Genomic DNA, 15,592 nt, shown 5'->3' with positions numbered 1-15,592 from the left:
GTCAGCCCCCCTGCACGGCGGTGAGGATCTCGACGCGGTCGCCCTCGCCGAGCTCGGTGGCGGTCCACCGGCCGCGCGGGACGACGTGCTCGTTGACGGCGGCGGCCACTCCGCCGCGCGCGTCGGTGAACCCGGCCACCAGCGCGTCCAGGGTGGTGCCGCGCGCGACGGCACGCTGCTCCCCGTTGACGGTGACGGACAGGGTGAGGCTCATGGTGCCGGTCATGTGGACTGCTCCTGGAGGGACGGAGAGAAGCGCAGGGGGGAGAAGGGAAGGGCCTCGGCGGGCGGCCGCCCGCCGGTCAGCACCTCGGCCATGACGTCCCCGGTCAGCGGCGCCAGCAGGACGCCGTTGCGGTGGTGGCCGGTGGCGGTGTGCAGGCCGGGCAGGGCGGTCGGGCCGAGCAGCGGCGCGTTGTCCGGGGAGCCGGGGCGCAGCCCGGCCGTGGTCTCGACGAGCGGCAGCTCGGTGATCCCGGGCACCAGCTCGTGCGCGTCGCGCAGCAGCTCGTAGACCCCGCCCGCGGTCACGGTGGTGTCCCAGCCGAGCTCCTCGGTGGTCGCGCCGACGACCAGTTCGCCGTTCTCGCGCGGCACCAGGTAGACCTGCCCGCCGCGCACCACCGCCCGCACGGTGCGGGAGAGGAACGGGCGGTACGCCGCCGGGACGCGCAGCCGCAGTATCTGGCCCTTGACCGGCCGGACCGGGGGCAGCACCTCCTCCGGCAGCCCGGCCAGCCGGCCGCTGAAGCTCCCGGCGGCGAGCACCGTCTGGCCCGCCGTCACCCGGCCGCCGTCGGAGAGCTCCGCCCCGGTGACCCGGTCGCCGTTCCGGACGATCCGTACGGCCTCGGCGCGGTGGAAGGCCGCCCCGGCCCGCTCACAGGCCGTCAGCAGCGCCCCGGTCAGCCGCCGGGGGTCGGTCTGGTGGTCGCCGTCCACCCGCAGCCCGCCCTGGACGCCGGGCGCCAGCATCGGCTCCAGACGGCGGCACTCACGTCCCGTCAGCCACTGCGTTTCCAGGCCGCAGCGCTGCTGGAGCAGGTGCAGCTCGCGCAGGTGCGCCCGGTCGTCCGCGTCGAAGGCGACGGCCAGCGTGCCGCAGGCGCGGTAGCCGGTCTCCCGGCCGGCGGCCTCCTCCAGCTCGGCGGTGAACGCCGGATAGCGGCGCGCCGAGGCCAGGTTGAGGGCGAGCAGCTCCTGCTCGCCGTGGTGCAGTTCGGTGACGGGGGCCAGCATCCCGGCCGCGACCCGCGCGGCGCCGCCGCCGGGCGCCGGGTCGGCGACCGCGACGGACAGCCCGCGTCGGGCCGCCCGCCAGGCCGTGACCAGGCCGATGACACCGCCGCCGATCACCAGGACGTCGTACGTACTGCTTCGGGCAGAAACATGCATGGGCGTTCGAGCCCCTCCCTTCGCCGGCATGACCCGGATCAGGTTCGTACGGTCGGAGGCCGTCCAGCCTCCCTCTCAGCCCGGTCCGTCCGGGCTCCCGCGAGTGCTTGTGCACCGGCCACCCTAGTACGGGCCGTCGACCGGCCGGAAGACGGTGGGTGATCGTGGAACGAGGAGTCCCTCGCTTTCCACGGAGCGGGGATGCCACAGTGATCGGGTGAGTGACCATGACCACCAGATGAACGTCGTTATCGTCGGCGCCGGCATGGCCGGGGTGCAGACCGCCGTCGCCCTGCGCGAACAGGGCTGGGCCGGCCGCATCCGGCTGCTGGGCGCCGAGCCCCACCAGCCGTACGACCGGCCGCCGCTGTCCAAGGCCGTCCTGCTCGGCAAGGCGGAGGGTTCCGCCTTCGAGGTCGACTTCGCCTCCCTCGGCGTCGAGGTCGAACTCGGCGTCGAGGCCACCGGGCTGCGGGCCGCCGACCACCAACTGGACACCGCGCGCGGCCCGGTGGACTACGACGTGCTCGTCGTCGCCACCGGCGCGGAGCCGGTCCGGCTGCCCGGCAGCGAGGACGTGCCCGGCGTCCATCTGCTGCGCACCCTGGACGACGCGCAGCGGCTGCGCCCGCTGCTGGTCGAACAGCGCGGGATCGTCGCCGTCGGGGCCGGCTGGATCGGCGCGGAACTCGCCACCGCGGCACGGGAGGCGGGCTGCGAGGTGACCGTCGTCGAGGCCGCGGACCGCCCGCTGGCCGGCGCCGTCCCCGCGGAGGTCGCCGCGCACATGACCGGCTGGTACGCCGACGCCGGCGCCCGGCTGCTCACCGGGGCGCGGGTGGCGGCGCTGGAGGAGGGCGCGGTCGTGCTGGAGGACGGGACGCGGCTGTCCGCCGACGCGATCGTCGTCGGCGTCGGCGCCCGCCCGGCGACCGGCTGGCTGGCCGGCTCGGGGATCGAACTCGCGCCCGACCGCTCCGTCGCCACGGACGACCGGCTGCGGACGTCCCTGCCCGACGTCTACGCGGTCGGCGACTGCGCCTCCTTCCCGTCCGCCCGCTACGGGGAGCGGCTCCTCGTCCACCACTGGGACAACGCGCTCCAGGGGCCGAAGGCGGTGGCCGCGAACATCGTCGGCGCCGGGACGGAGACGGACGAGGGCGTCTACGACCCCGTGCCTTACTTCTGGTCCGAGCAGTTCGGCCGTTTCGTGCAGTACGCGGGTCACCATGCGGACGATGACGAGCTGGTGTGGCGCGGCGATCCGGCGGGTGCGGCGTGGACGGTGTGCTGGTTGCGGGGTGGTGTGCTGGTGGCGTTGCTGGCGGTGGGGCGGCCGCGGGATCTTGCGCAGGGGCGGAAGCTGATCGAGCGGGGGGCTGTGCTGGATCGGGGGAGGGTGGGGGATGCGGGGGTGCCGCTGAAGGCGGCTGTGGTGTGAGGGTTTGCCCCTGGCCCGCCCTTTCACCGTTTCTTCCGGGGGCTCCGCCCCCTCGGCCCGGCACCGCGCTGCCGCGCGGTGGGGCGGGGGCTGCGCCCCTGCTTCCGGGGCTCCGCCCCTGGCCCCCGTTTGTCGCGGCTCCGCCGCTCGTCCTCAAGCGCCGGACGGGCTGAAATTCGCGCCCGGGCGCACAAACCAGCCCGTCCGGCGTTTGAGGACTCCGCCCGGAGGGCGGACGGGGTCCGGGGTCTCCCCGGAAGAAACGGTGAAAGGGCGGGACCGGGGCACACACCCAGCCCATCCGGCGCCTGAGGACAGCGCCCACAGGGCGCTCCAGGGGCCCCGCCAGGGCAGCCGGACGGCTCGCCCGGGTCAACCCGGCTACCGGCTGTCAGTCCCGGATGGCAGGCTTGTCCCCGTGACCGAGATTGACGCAAAGATTGAAGCTCTCGTACCCGCCTGGCTCACCCTCCCCGACATCGCCGAAAGGTTCGGCGTCGAGGTGACGCGCGTGCGGCAGCTGGTCAAGGAAGGCCAGCTGATCGCGGTGCGCCGCGGTGAGAACCGAGCGCTCCACGTGCCCGCCGAGTTCATCGGCGAGGACAGGATCGTCAAGGGCCTGGCAGGGACCCTGACGCTCCTGAAGGACGATGGCTTCAGCGACGAGGAAATGCTGGAGTGGCTGTTCACTCCGGACCCGACCCTGCCGGGCACCCCGGTGCAGGCCCTGCGCGAGAATCGCGGGACGGAGGTGAAGCGCCGCGCCCAGGCGCTCGCCGTCTGACCCCGTCCCCGGCGGATGGCAGGCGGTGTACGGGCGGCGGCACACCTCCGCCCGTACACCGCCGGACCAGCCCAGGGGGAACCCCACATATGTCCGCCACTCGCGACCGCCTCGCCGACGCCCGGCTCTACCTGTGCACCGACGCGCGCAGGCGCCAGGGCGACCTGCCGGAGTTCCTGGACGCGGTCCTCGCCGCCGGTGTCGACATCGTCCAGCTCCGTGACAAGGGCATGGAGGCGGGCGAGGAGCTGGAGCACCTCGCCGTGATGGCCGAGGCGGCCCGCCGGCACGGCCGGCTCCTCGCGGTCAACGACCGTGCCGACGTCGCGCACGCCATCGGCTCGGACGTGCTGCACCTGGGGCAGGGCGACCTGCCCGTCCCCGCGGCCCGCGCCATCCTCGGCGACGACGTGATCGTCGGGCGTTCCACGCACGCCGAGGCCGAGGCCGACGCCGCCCTCGCCGAGCCCGGCGTGGACTACTTCTGCACGGGCCCCTGTTGGCCCACCCCCACCAAGCCGGGCCGCACCGCCCCCGGCCTCTCCCTGGTGCGCCACGCGGCCCGACTGCCGCAGGAGAAGCCCTGGTTCGCGATCGGGGGCATCGACGAGACCAACCTCGACGAGGTGCTGGACGCCGGTGCCCGCCGGGTGGTCGTCGTCCGGGCGATCACGGAGGCGGCGGACCCGGGCGCCGCGGCGGCCCGGCTCGCCGCGCGAATCCGCGCCCGCGCCACGCCTGTTGATCTTCACTGACCGGCACCGGCCAGCCAGCGTAAGGAAACGGACAGAACCCGGCCGCGCCCGCCATGATCGTCGCGTGCCGGGTTAACTTGGCCGGTATGGCCCTTGGCACTGCCTCCACCAGGACGGATCACGCCCGTACCGTGCGTGACCTGCTCGCTTCCGGCGAGCGTTCGTACTCCTTCGAGTTCGCGGCCCCGAAGACCGAGAAGGGGGAGCGGACGCTGTGGAACGCCATCCGGCGCATCGAAGCCGTGGCCCCCACCTTCGTCTCGGTCACCTACGGCGCCGGCGGCTCGTCCCGCGAGGGGACGGTGCGCGCGACGGAGCGCATCGCGACCGACACCACCCTCACCCCCGTCGCCCACCTCACGGCCGTCAACCACTCGCTGGCCGAACTCCGCAACGTCATCGGACAGTACGCGGACGTCGGCATCCGCAACATGCTCGCCCTGCGCGGCGACCCGCCCGGGGACCCGATGGGCGAGTGGGTGCGCCACCCGGACGGCATGGACCACGCGGTCGAACTGGTCCGGCTCATCAAGGAGTCGGGCGACTTCTGCGTCGGCGTCGCCGCGTTCCCGGAGATGCACCCGCGCTCCACCGACTGGGACACCGACGTCAAGCACTTCGTGAACAAGTGCAAGGCGGGCGCCGACTTCGCGATCACCCAGATGTTCTTCCACGCCGAGGACTATCTGCGGCTGCGCGACCGGGTCGTGGCGGCCGGCTGCGACACCCCGATCATCCCCGAGATCATGCCCGTCACCAACGTCCGCCAGATCGAACGCTTCGCACAGCTCAGCAACGCGGACTTCCCCACGGAGCTGGAGGAGCGGATCCGGGCGGTGGCGGACGATCCGGCGGCTGTACGCTCGATCGGGATCGAGTACGCGACGGAGCTGTGTGCCCGGTTGATGGCCGAGGAGATTCCCGGGTTGCACTTCATTACCCTGAACCACTCCACGGCCACCCTGGAAATCTACGAGAACCTGGGGCTGCACCAGCGGCCCTGACGGCCGGCCGGGCACGGCGGCCGGACGAGAGGGGCGACTCATGGGCTGGACGGTCCTCTATCTGGCGTTCGGCGTCGTCGGGCTCTGGCTGCTGGGCGAGGTGCTCTTCCAGTACAAGGCCAGGCTGCGCTGGCGGCTGCTGGCCTTCACCGGCTTCCTCGGCGTGGTGGCGGGCGTGCTCGTCCCGTCCGTCGTGGTCATCGCGGTGGGCGCGGTCGCGTTCGCGGTCGGGCAGGTGTATGTGACGGTGTCCTTCCGGCGGGGCTTCTCCGCCGGGTGGGCGCTCCGCCGCGGGGACCGCAAGGAGCGTGACGAGGCTCCCGCCCGTTCCGGGCGGCGGCGCGGCAAGCCCGGCCGGAGCGCGCCGGAGGCCCCGGCCGCGAAGGCGGAGCCGCCCGCCCCGCGGCCCCCGGCCGTCCCGGACCCGAACGCGGCGACGGCCATGATGCCGGCCGTCCCGCAGCAGCCCGGCCGCCACGACGACGCCCTGGCGGCCGAGGAGACCACCGTCTTCGGCGGCACGTACGACGCCTACGGCGCCCCGGCGGACGTCCCCGTGCAGGACGCGACCGCCGCGTCCCCCTACGCGGGTCAGTTCGACTCGGGTCAGTTCGACTACGGGCAACAGGGCCAGTACGCGGCGTACTCCGACCCCTACATCGGCAACCACCCGTCGGCCGGCGCCCCTTACGGATACGGGCAGCAGCAGCCGTACGGCACGGACGCCTGGGCGACGAGCGCGGGGCAGTACGGGCAGTACGACACGGACACCCCGCCCGGCGGCGTCTGGGTGCCGCAGCAGCGCCACACCGACCAGCAGCAGCCTCCGTACCCGCCGCAGCAGCAGGGGCACGAGGAGCAGCAGTACCGCTACTGACGGCCGCGGCGCCGGCTCACTGCGAGCCGCGGAAGTCCGCGCCCTCGACGACGAGTCCGGCGACCAGCGCTCCGGACATCCCGGCGTGGGCGAGCCCGCCGCCCGGGTGGGCAAAGCCGCCCACCCGGTAGAAGCCGGGCATTCCGGTGGTGTTGGCGGGGCGCAGGTACGCGCCGTCCGCACCGGCCAGGACCGGGGCCGGGACACCGCCGCCCTCGGCGCCGGTGGCCGCCTCGGTGTCCGCGGGGGTCAACACCTCGCGCCACAGCGTCCGCTCGCGCAGTCCCGGCACGGCCGCCTCGGCGGCGGCCGTCATCCGGTCCGCGAACTCCCCGGCCCCGTCCCGCCAGTCGACCGTCCCCTGCGGGGCGACCGTCGCCGTGAGGGTGACCGCCTCGTGCTCCGCGTCGGGGCGGACCGCCGGGTCGTCGGGGCGCAGCACGGTCACCGTCGGCACATACGCCGCGGCGCCGGACGGGGCGAAGATCCCGGTCAACTCCGCGGCGCGGTCCGGGGCGTGGACCACCGTGCGGTGCGCCGTGCCCTCGGGGCGCGCGCCGCGCAGGGCGAGGAGGACGGTGCAGCGGCCGGGCGGGACGGGGGAGGTCTCCGCCGTCCCCGGGGCGAGCGCGGCCAGCCGGCCGGGGGAGACCCCGGCGACCACCAGGTCCGCCTCGACGGCCGTGCCGTCGGCCAGCTGCAGCCCGGCGGCCCGGCCGTCCTTCTCCAGGACCTCGGCGACCTCCGCGCCGAAGCGGAACTCCACCCGGCGGGCCGTGCAGCGCCGGTGCAGCGCGTCGGCGAGGGCCCGCATGCCGCCGGCCACATACCAGCTGCCGAAGGTCTGCTCCATGTACGGCAGGACGGTCGCGCTCGCCGGGGCGGTGCGCGGGTCGAGGCCGTACGCCAGGGCGTGGCTCTCCAGCAGGGCGGTCAGCCGGGGGTCCTTCAACTCCCGTTCCGCCACGGACGCCAGGGTGGGCGGGGCGGAACGGCGGAAGAGCCCGCGCCGGCGGACGGCCGGGTACGGGTCGTGGCCCAGCGCCTCCCGGGCCGCTCCGGTGGCCAGCGGCTCCTCCAGGAGCGGGCGGCGCGTGGCGTCCCAGACCTCGCGGCCCCGGTTGATCAGATCGCTCCAGCGCTCTCCCGCACCCGGGCCGACGGCCGTGTCCAGGGCCCGGACGACGCCGGCCCGCGAGGCGTTGGGCAGGGCGACGGCGGTGCCGTCGGCGAAGACATGGGCGCTCGCCGGGTCCACCTGGGTCATGGCGACGCTCTGCTCCAGGGACTCCTTGCCCGTCTTGTAGAACAGGTCGCGGTAGACGGCGGGGAGGTGCAGGAGCTGGGGACCGGTGTCGAAGGCGAAGCCGTCGCGCTCGACGCGGCCGAGCGCGCCGCCGTGGGTCGTCCCGCGTTCGTACACCGTCACCTTGTGGCCCGCGATCGCGAGCCGGGCGGAGGCCGCCATGGCGGCCATGCCGGCGCCGATCACCGCAATTCTTGCCATGTGACAGGACTCTATCGGGCCGCCGCCAGGCGCCGTTCACGCCTCCGGCGGAGGAACGCGCGCACCTTGCGCCACAGGAGAACCACGGTCCCGATGCCCAGGACGAGCAGGCCGCCGGCGATGCACGCCGCCACCACCGGGTGGAACAGCGCGAACACCACCAGCGCCGCGACCCCCAGGTCCTCCACGACGCTCAGCACGAGGTTGCTGAACGGCTCCGGAGAGCTGTTGACCGCCATCCGCGTGCTCATCTTCACCAGATGCATCACCAGCGCCGTCGTCCCGCCGAGCGCCCCGCACGCGACCTCCGACAGGTCGCCGCCGCTCTGCCCGGCCAGCATCGAGCCGATCATCGCGCCGCAGGCCGGGCGGATCAGGGTGTGCACCGCGTCCCAGACGGTGTCGACGTAGGGGATCTTGTCGGCGACGGCCTCGCAGAGGAACAGCACGGCCGCCGCGATCAGCACCTCGGGCCGCTGGAGCGGCTCGGGCACCTCCCCGCCGACGCCCGCCCGGCCGCACAGGCCGAGCAGCAGGACCACGGCATAGGCGTTGATCCCGCTCGCCCAGCCGCTCGTGAACACCATCGGAAGTACGGACACGGAGAAGATCGTAACGAGCGCAGATACTCAGACGGGATGAGTAGCGCGGCGGATGGGACGCGGGCCCCGCGGACGGAAGAGTGGGCCCGTGGAGGGAGCGCGGCCCGGAACCGCCGGCACGGGGCGGCGGATCCGGGCCGCGCCCCGACGAGGCCGGGGCCTCAGCGGACGCCCTGGCCGACCCCGCTCCGCAGCAGCCGGGACAGCGCCGCGTGCACGTCGTCGACCGACCGCTCCGGCTGGAACGCCTGCCAGTCCAGTGCGGCCACCAGCACCATGCCGAACGCCGCCGACGCCGTCAGCGGAACGTCGACCTCCGGGCTCAGCTCGTCCTCCGCGACGGCCTGGCGCAGCACCGACTCGATCACGGCGACGGCCTTCTGCCGCACCCGCGTCAGCGTCGGCTGCCAGGCCCGGTTGGTGCGCCACAGCTCGGCTGCGTACAGCTGCGCCAGGGCCGGGTGGCGGGCGATGAACTCCAGTCCGGCGCGGACCATCGCGTCCAGCGCGTCCACCCGGCCGCCGCCGCGCGCGGCCGTGTCGTCCGCGGCCCGTTGCAGGGAGACGGTCAGCAGCTCGACGCCGTCCCGCAGCAGCTCCTCGAAGAGCACCGTCTTGCTCGCGAAGTTGTAGTAGACGGTGCCCTTCGCCACCCCGGCGCGTTCGGCGATCTCGTCCACCGTGGTGGAGGAGAAGCCCTGTTCGGCGATGAGGGTGACCGCGGCCTCGAAGAGCTTCCGCCGGGTGTTCCTGCGGCGCGTACTGCTGCTGTCCATGCAGTGATTCTCCCTGTACGCACCGTGTCCCCCTGCGCGGGTGAGGGATCCGCCCGGGATCATCCGTAGCACCGGTGCCCACTAGGCTGGGCCGGAGTCCGTCGTACCGTCGCCGCCGCCGAGGAGCCACCCGCCGTGTCCGAGCCTTCCCTGGGTGGGGAGACCCCCCGCGCGTCCCTGCGTACCGCCGTGGTCTGGGAGGCCCTCCGGGACGCCCTCGACCGCCGGGGTGCGGAGCTGGAAGTCCTCGACGCCGGCGGCGGCAGCGGCAAGTTCGCCGTCGAGGCCGCCCGCCTCGGACACCGCGTCACCGTGGTCGACCCCAGCCCCAACGCCCTCTTCGCGCTGGAGCGCCGGGCCGCCGAGGCCGGGGTGGCCGACCGGGTGCGCGGCGTCCAGGGCGACACCCAGGACCTCTTCGAGGTCGTCGGGCGCGAGAGCTACGACGCCGTCCTGTGCCACGGCGTCCTGGAGTACCTGGAGGACCCGGCCGGCGGGCTGCGCAACGTCGCCGCGGCGCTCCGCCCGTCCGGCGTGCTCAGCCTGCTCGCCGCCGGCCTCGGCGGAGCGGTGCTCGCCCGTGCCCTCGCCGGTCACTTCGCCGAGGCCCGGCAGGCCCTGACCGGCCCCGACGGCCACTGGGGCGCCGGCGACCCGGTCCCGCGGCGCTTCACGGCCGAGCAGCTCTCGGAGCTGGTCGCCGGGGCCGGGCTGGACGTCACGGCGGTGCACGGCGTCCGCGTCTTCGCCGACCTGGTGCCCGGGGTCCTCGTCGACGCCCAGCCGGGCGCCCGCGACGCCCTCCTCGAGCTGGAGGCCGCCGCGGCCGCCCTGCCGGCCTTCCACGCCGTGGCCACCCAGCTGCACGTGCTGGCCGCGCGGAGCTGACCCCGGCCGAGCCCGCACAGCCTGCACAGCCCGCCCGATCAGGCCGTTCGCCCCGTATGATCGGGGGACACCGTCCGGCATGACGGGTCGGCGGGCAGGGAATGTACGTTCCGACGTCACCGTCGCCGCCCCTGGGGCCGGTGGGCGAATTGGCGCAGAGGGGCGGGTTTCACGGGGGCGATTCCCTGCCTATCCTGAAAGGGTCGCACCCGGTCGCACCCCCGCGACCGACGAGTAGGAGGACTCCGTGCCGCTCTCGGAGCACGAGCAGCGCATGCTCGAGCAGATGGAGCGAGCGCTGTACGCCGAAGATCCCAAGTTCGCCACAGCGCTCGAGGGCAGCGGCCTGCGCACGTACACCCGGCGACGGGTCTACCAGGCGATCGCGGGCTTTCTGGTGGGCATCGCGCTCCTCATGGCCGGAATGGTCGCCCAGTGGATCTGGATCAGCGTGGTGGGGTTCCTCGTCATGCTCGGCTGCGCGGTGCTCGTGGTCACGGGCTGGCGCAAGGCGCCGCGGAACGGTTCTCCGCGGGGGGCGATGGGTGCCCCCGGGCGGCGCGGTTCTGCGCGGCAGCGGCGGTCGATGATGAACCGCATCGAGGAGCGGTGGCAGCGGCGGCGCGACGAGCAGGGGCGCTAGCTTTTCTTTTGAACGCCGGGCGTTCGCACCGAAGGTGCGGGCGTCCGGCGTTCGGCGTTTTTTGGTTTGCCCCTGTCCCGCCCTTTCACCGTTTCCTTGCGCTCCGCGCGGGTGTCCTCAAGCGCCGGACGGGCTGAATTTTCAGCCCGTCCGGCGTTTGAGGACTAACGCGGCGCAGCCGCGTTGCCCCGCGCGGCAGCGCGCAAGAAACGGTGAAAGGGCGGGACAGGGGCAAATCCCGCTAACCACGGCGCCGCAGCCGCGCGACCAACTGCCGTGCCGACGGCGGCGCGAGCACCGCCCGCACCCGGGCGACCCGCCCCGCGGAAGTGCGCAAACCGGCCCGCACCAGCGCGACATCCCCGGCGAGATCACCGGGAGGCACCGGCCGCGGCGCGTACAACGCGCCCTCCACCGCCGTCGCCACCCGCCCCGCGGCCGCCGCCGCAGCGGCGTCCAGCGCACCGGCCGAAACGATCCGCTCCACGGAGCCCCGCGGCGTCCGCGACCGGTCCGGCGCGATCCCGTAGTCCCACGCCGAATCCGTCAGCTCCCGCCACGCGGCCAGCGTGCGCTCTTCCGGTGAGCCCTCGCCCAGCCGCCGGGCCCGGATCCCCACGCGCCACACCGGCACCGCGAGGAACAGGACGAGCAGCAGGGCGCCCGCCGCGGCGGCCCACACCACGGGGGCGGAACCGGTGGACGACGAGCCGTCGAGGGAGACGCTCCCGGCCTCCGCCCCGCCCGGCGTCGGGCCCGTGCCGCCCCGGGAGGGCGCCGGCAGCGTGCCCGGCGAGCGGTCCGGCCCCGGGGCGCCCGGGTCGCCCGCCCCGGCGCGGGACGGATCGCGGGTGACCGTGTATTCCGGCGGCGCCCCCCGGCTCGGCGTCGGCTCGAAGCGCGTCCAGCCCGCCCCCTCGAAGTACAGCTCCGGCCAGGCGTGCGCGTCCTTGCTGCCCACCGACATCGTCCCGTCGCCCTGCGGGCTGCCGGCCGTGAAGCCCACCGCGACCCGCGCGGGGATGCCCAGCGTGCGGGCCATCGCGGCCATCGAGAAGGAGAAGTGGACGCAGAAGCCCCGCTTGGCCTCCAGGAAGGAGGCGATGGCGTCGTCGCCGTCGCCCGACCTCACCCCGGTGTCGTACTGGAAGCCGCCGCTCACCGCGAACCAGTCCTGGAGCTTCACCGCCCGCTCGTACGCGTTGCCGGCCCCCGCCGTCACCTCGCGGGCCCGCCGTGCCACCACCTCGGGCAGCGTGGCGGGCACCTGGGTGTACTCGCCGCGCATCCGCTCGGGCGGCTCGGGGGCCCGGGCGAGCTGCTCGGCCGTCGGCTGCGGCAGCAGGCTTGTGACCTGGTAGCGCAGGCCGCGGGTGGTCTGTCCGTGGTCGCCGATCAGGGACCGGCCCTCCGGTTCGTAGCGCCACCGGCCGTCGGCGCGGACCGAGTCCGCGGGGAACGGGAGCGGCAGATAGGTCTGCGCGTAGGTGTCGGAGGCCGCCACGGAGGTGGTCACGCGGAGCGTCCGCACCTCGGGGGAGAGCCCGGCCGGGGCGGGCAGCCGCTCCGGGAGGTCGGTGATCTGCCGCTCGGAGGGCCGCCAGGTCCGCCCGTCGAAGTGGTCGAGCGCGACGATGCGCAGGTACTGGTCCCGCGGGGCCTCCAGCGAGGTGCGGTAGCGCAGCACCTCGCGGTTCTCGGGCTGGTTGAGGCTGTCCCGCAGGGAGACCACCGGGTTGACCGCGGAGATCGTCCCGCCCTCGCCGTGCCCGTCGCCGCCCCGGCCGCGCGGGGACAGCAGCCCGCCGTCGATCGCGGGCAGCACGAGGGGGACGGCCAGGGCGGTGCCCAGCGCGAGGACGCCGATCCGGCGGCCGGTGCGGGCGGGGGCGGAGGCGCCGGACCCTTCGCCGAAGACCCGGCCCCAGCGCGTCAGCCGCTCCCGGCCCTCGGCGAGGAGCAGCAGCAGATAGCCCGCGGCGGCGGCCAGGAACCACAGCCAGTCCGTGGCGTCCCGGGTCAGTCCCGCGCCGACCGAGTAGAGGGCCAGCAGCGGCATCCCGGCGGGCGCCGCGTGCCGGAAGGTGACGGCCAGCGCGTCCACCGCCAGTCCGACCGCCAGGACGCCGCCCACCAGCATCAGTTCGATGCCCGGGGTCGCCGGGGCCGGGATCGCGTACCGCCCGATGTCGTCGCCGCCCTGCCGCAGCAGCTCCGCGAACTGCCGGAAGGCGTCCGGGCCGGGCAGCAGCCCGGCGACCGCGCGGTCGCGGACGAAGACCACGGTGAGCAGCAGCAGGGTCGCGAGCGCCTGGAGCGCCACCGTCGCGGTGCGCGGCAGGGGCACCCGGCGGGCGAGCGCGCCGACGGCGCTCTGGACGGCCAGCAGCAGGACGGCGTCGGCCAGCCAGGACGCGCCGTCCACCAGCGGTACCAGGGCGCTGGCGGCCCCGGCCGTCGCCAGGACGGCACAGACGGCCAGCCGTGTCGCTCCGTTCACGCCCGTCCCCCCGTCACCATGCCGTCGTCTTCTTTGGCCCCACCCATCCCGGCCAGCCGCCACAGGTCGGGCAGGGCGTCGCCGGGAGCCACCGGGAGCACGGTCCAGCCCGCCTCGCGCAGCAGCCGCAGGGGGCGCGCGCCGCCGTCGTACCCGGCCGCCGCGCCCGTCCAGACCTCCGGGTCGAGGACGAAGGCGAGGGCCGTGCCGCCGCGTCCGCGCAGCCGGGCGGCCGACGCGGCCTGTTCCCCGGCCAGTTCGCCGAGGAAGGCCACCAGCAGCCCGGTCCGCCCGTCCCGCAGGGCCTCGTGCGCGCCGGACAGGTCCTCCGCCTCCGAGTGGTCGATCAGGGCGAGGGCGTCCAGCAGCGGCGCGGCCGCGTCGAGGGGATCGTGCCCGGTGCCGGCGAGGCCGTCGGTGCCGGGGACCGAGGCCCCGGTGTCGGTCAGCAGCCTTACGGAGAAGCCGCGTTGGAGCAGATGGACGGCGGCCGAGGCGGCCCCCGACACGGCCCACTCGAAGGCCGACCCCGGTCCGGCGCCCGCGTACGCGATGCCACGGGTGTCCAACAGGACCGTCGCGTGCGCCCGTTGGGGCTGTTCCTCGCGGCGGACCATCAGCTCGCCGTGGCGCGCGGTCGCCCGCCAGTGCACCCGGCGCAGGTCGTCGCCGTGCCGGTAACCGCGCGGAATGATGTCGTCCGCACCGGCCAGCGCGACGGCGCGGTGCCGGCCCTCGCCGTGGCCGGCCGCCTCGCCGCCCAGCGCCACCGGCGGCAGCGGCGCGCAGTGCGGCACCACCGTCAGCGTCTGCCGGACGCTGAAGCCCCGGTCGATCTCGCACATGCCGAACGGGTCGGTCAGCCGCAGCTGGAGCGGCCCCAGCGGATACCGGCCGCGCAGTTCGGCACGGACCCGGTAGGAGACCGCGCGCCGTGCGCCCGGCTCCAGCCGGTCCAGGACGAAGCGGGGCCACGGGCCCAGGTCGTAGGGGACCCGGTCCTGGAGCAGCAGTGGACCGGTGGGCAGCCGGGAGACGCTCTCGACGGCCAGGTGCACCCGGGCCTCCTCGCCCACGGACACCCGCTCCGGGGCCAGCCGGCGGCTGCCGGTGACCCGGTGGCGCGTGCGGTGCAGCACCAGGACGCAGGCCACCGGCAGCGCGGCCAGCAGCAGGCCGACCCGGAGCAGGTCCTCCTGGCCGAGGACGTACGAGCAGCCGACGGCGGCGGCCCCGGCCGCCAGGAACGACCGCCCGCGCGTGGTCAGCCCGCCGAACGTCGCCCGCAGTCCGCGACGGCCCCCCGGCTCCTCCCCGGCCGGGGTCCCGTCCTGCGGCGGCCCCGGCGTCACGGCCGCCGTGCCCGGGGATCGGGCACCGGGACGTGGCGCAGGATGTCGCCGACGACCTGCTCGGCGGTGCGCCGGTTCAGCCGGGCCTGCGCGGTGGGCAGCAGCCGGTGCGCCAGGACCGGCACGGCCAGCGACTGGACGTCGTCGGGGAGCGCGTACTCCCGCCCCGCCAGCGCCGCGGCCGCCTTCGCCGCGCGCAGCAGGTGCAGGGTGGCCCGGGGCGAGGCGCCGAGGCCGAGTTCGGGGTGGCCGCGGGTGGCGGAGACCACCTCCACCGCGTACCGCCGCACCGGCTCCGCCACGTGCACCTCGCGGACGGCCTCGACGAGCTTGACGACGTCGTGCGCGTGCGCGGCGGGCTGGAGGTCGTCGAGCGGCGAGGCGGCGCCGTGCACGTCCAGCATCCGCAGCTCGGCCTCGGGGCTCGGGTAGCCCATCGAGACGCGGGCCATGAACCGGTCGCGCTGTGCCTCCGGGAGCGGGTAGGTGCCCTCCATCTCGACCGGGTTCTGGGTGGCCACCACCATGAAGGGGGAGGGCAGCGGATGGGTGTGCCCGTCGACGGTGACCTGCCGCTCCTCCATCGACTCCAGCAGGGCCGACTGGGTCTTGGGGGAGGCGCGGTTGATCTCGTCGCCGATGACGATCTGGGCGAAGATCGCGCCCGGCTTGAACTCGAACTCCCGCTCCCGCTGGTCGAAGACGCTCACCCCGGTGACGTCCGAGGGCAGCAGGTCGGGGGTGAACTGGATGCGCCGCACCGAGCAGTCCACGGACCGGGCCAGCGCCTTGGCGAGCATGGTCTTGCCCACGCCCGGGACGTCCTCGATCAGCAGATGGCCCTCGGCGAGCAGCACGGTCAGCGCCAGTCGCACGACCTCCGGCTTGCCCTCGATCACGCCCTCCACCGAGGCGCGGATCCGCTCCGCCGTACTGGTCAGTTCGCCGAGCCCCGTCCGCTCGTCAAAGGTGGTCACCCCGGCCCTCCTCGGCCCGTCGCGGCCGCCCGCTCCCGCGGACGCGGCAGCAGGCGGCTGTGTTGTGTGCAGACGTGTTCCGGCACAGCCG

The 15,592-nt window shown here is 74.9% G+C and carries 15 protein-coding genes and 1 riboswitch; of the genes, 7 read left to right on the top strand and 8 right to left on the bottom strand.

Annotation, left to right across the window (positions count from 1 at the left end):
- Window position 1: 1 nt before the first annotated feature.
- Together thiS and thiO are read right to left on the bottom strand one after the other, a co-directional pair.
- Window positions 2–214: a sulfur carrier protein ThiS gene (thiS, locus tag AB8735_RS11125; protein WP_372411821.1), complete on the bottom strand. Its 213-nt coding sequence runs from the start codon at window positions 212–214 to the stop codon at window positions 2–4.
- An 8-nt stretch (window positions 215–222) separates the two neighbouring features.
- Window positions 223–1,395 (bottom strand): glycine oxidase ThiO, encoded by a 1,173-nt coding sequence (gene thiO, locus AB8735_RS11120; protein WP_372406946.1) that lies wholly within the window; start codon window positions 1,393–1,395, stop codon window positions 223–225.
- Window positions 1,394–1,506: riboswitch (TPP riboswitch) on the bottom strand. Its footprint overlaps the gene before it by 2 nt.
- Window positions 1,507–1,633: 127 nt before the next feature.
- Between thiO and AB8735_RS11115 the strand changes: the two genes are divergently transcribed.
- The 5 genes from AB8735_RS11115 (at window position 1,634) to AB8735_RS11095 (ending at window position 6,256) form a co-directional block, all read left to right on the top strand.
- Window positions 1,634–2,836 (top strand): NAD(P)/FAD-dependent oxidoreductase, encoded by a 1,203-nt coding sequence (locus tag AB8735_RS11115; protein ID WP_372411820.1) that lies wholly within the window; start codon window positions 1,634–1,636, stop codon window positions 2,834–2,836.
- Window positions 2,837–3,254: 418 nt separating this feature from the next.
- Window positions 3,255–3,620, top strand: coding sequence for an Rv2175c family DNA-binding protein (locus tag AB8735_RS11110; RefSeq protein ID WP_344024453.1), 366 nt, complete (start codon window positions 3,255–3,257; stop codon window positions 3,618–3,620).
- A gap of 89 nt (window positions 3,621–3,709) precedes the next feature.
- Window positions 3,710–4,375 (top strand): thiamine phosphate synthase, encoded by a 666-nt coding sequence (gene thiE, locus AB8735_RS11105; RefSeq protein ID WP_372406943.1) that lies wholly within the window; start codon window positions 3,710–3,712, stop codon window positions 4,373–4,375.
- Window positions 4,376–4,461: 86 nt separating this feature from the next.
- A complete protein-coding gene (gene metF / locus AB8735_RS11100; protein ID WP_344024449.1) occupies window positions 4,462–5,379 on the top strand; it encodes a methylenetetrahydrofolate reductase [NAD(P)H] in 918 nt (305 codons plus the stop codon).
- A gap of 40 nt (window positions 5,380–5,419) precedes the next feature.
- On the top strand, window positions 5,420–6,256 hold the full coding sequence (locus AB8735_RS11095; RefSeq protein WP_372406940.1) for a hypothetical protein: 837 nt from the start codon (window positions 5,420–5,422) through the stop codon (window positions 6,254–6,256).
- A gap of 16 nt (window positions 6,257–6,272) precedes the next feature.
- On the opposite strand, the gene AB8735_RS11090 is transcribed toward AB8735_RS11095, so the two are convergent.
- The 3 genes from AB8735_RS11090 to AB8735_RS11080 form a co-directional block, all read right to left on the bottom strand.
- Window positions 6,273–7,763, bottom strand: a complete 1,491-nt coding sequence (locus AB8735_RS11090) for a phytoene desaturase family protein (protein WP_372406939.1) — start codon at window positions 7,761–7,763, stop codon at window positions 6,273–6,275.
- Window positions 7,764–7,774: 11 nt separating this feature from the next.
- Window positions 7,775–8,365, bottom strand: a complete 591-nt coding sequence (locus AB8735_RS11085; RefSeq protein WP_372406937.1) for a DUF4126 domain-containing protein — start codon at window positions 8,363–8,365, stop codon at window positions 7,775–7,777.
- Window positions 8,366–8,526: 161 nt separating this feature from the next.
- Window positions 8,527–9,141 (bottom strand): helix-turn-helix domain-containing protein, encoded by a 615-nt coding sequence (locus AB8735_RS11080; protein WP_344024441.1) that lies wholly within the window; start codon window positions 9,139–9,141, stop codon window positions 8,527–8,529.
- A gap of 135 nt (window positions 9,142–9,276) precedes the next feature.
- Here AB8735_RS11080 and AB8735_RS11075 point away from each other — a divergent pair, with 135 nt between their 5' ends.
- Entirely contained in the window at window positions 9,277–10,029 is a 753-nt protein-coding gene (locus AB8735_RS11075) for a methyltransferase (protein ID WP_344024439.1), read from the top strand.
- Window positions 10,030–10,276: 247 nt separating this feature from the next.
- On the top strand, window positions 10,277–10,672 hold the full coding sequence (locus tag AB8735_RS11070) for a DUF3040 domain-containing protein (protein ID WP_372406936.1): 396 nt from the start codon (window positions 10,277–10,279) through the stop codon (window positions 10,670–10,672).
- Window positions 10,673–10,913: 241 nt separating this feature from the next.
- Here AB8735_RS11070 and AB8735_RS11065 read toward each other — a convergent pair whose 3' ends face one another.
- From AB8735_RS11065 to AB8735_RS11055, 3 genes are read right to left on the bottom strand one after another with little or no spacing between them, the layout of a single operon-like run.
- The gene (locus AB8735_RS11065; RefSeq protein ID WP_372406935.1) at window positions 10,914–13,172 is read right to left on the bottom strand and encodes a transglutaminaseTgpA domain-containing protein; all 2,259 of its coding nucleotides are present in this window, start codon (window positions 13,170–13,172) and stop codon (window positions 10,914–10,916) included.
- Entirely contained in the window at window positions 13,169–14,524 is a 1,356-nt protein-coding gene (locus AB8735_RS11060) for a DUF58 domain-containing protein (RefSeq protein WP_372406934.1), read from the bottom strand. Before AB8735_RS11060 ends, AB8735_RS11065 begins: the two co-directional genes overlap by 4 nt.
- On the bottom strand, window positions 14,521–15,501 hold the full coding sequence (locus AB8735_RS11055; RefSeq protein ID WP_372406932.1) for an AAA family ATPase: 981 nt from the start codon (window positions 15,499–15,501) through the stop codon (window positions 14,521–14,523). Before AB8735_RS11055 ends, AB8735_RS11060 begins: the two co-directional genes overlap by 4 nt.
- Window positions 15,502–15,592 lie beyond the last annotated feature (91 nt).

It is taken from the genome of Streptomyces luteireticuli, assembly GCF_041519305.1.
In the GTDB taxonomy this organism is placed as follows: domain Bacteria; phylum Actinomycetota; class Actinomycetes; order Streptomycetales; family Streptomycetaceae; genus Streptomyces; species Streptomyces luteireticuli.
The sequence above is the reverse complement of the archived record's forward strand: the minus strand, read 5'-3'. Positions and strand labels throughout refer to the sequence as shown.

Coding starts and splice junctions, on each gene's coding strand:
- thiS (WP_372411821.1), bottom strand. CDS start 214: ATGAGCCTCACCCTGTCCGTCACCGTCAACGGGGAGCAGCGTGCCGTC.
- thiO (WP_372406946.1), bottom strand. CDS start 1,395: ATGCATGTTTCTGCCCGAAGCAGTACGTACGACGTCCTGGTGATCGGC.
- AB8735_RS11115 (WP_372411820.1), top strand. CDS start 1,634: ATGAACGTCGTTATCGTCGGCGCCGGCATGGCCGGGGTGCAGACCGCC.
- thiE (WP_372406943.1), top strand. CDS start 3,710: ATGTCCGCCACTCGCGACCGCCTCGCCGACGCCCGGCTCTACCTGTGC.
- metF (WP_344024449.1), top strand. CDS start 4,462: ATGGCCCTTGGCACTGCCTCCACCAGGACGGATCACGCCCGTACCGTG.
- AB8735_RS11095 (WP_372406940.1), top strand. CDS start 5,420: ATGGGCTGGACGGTCCTCTATCTGGCGTTCGGCGTCGTCGGGCTCTGG.
- AB8735_RS11090 (WP_372406939.1), bottom strand. CDS start 7,763: ATGGCAAGAATTGCGGTGATCGGCGCCGGCATGGCCGCCATGGCGGCC.
- AB8735_RS11080 (WP_344024441.1), bottom strand. CDS start 9,141: ATGGACAGCAGCAGTACGCGCCGCAGGAACACCCGGCGGAAGCTCTTC.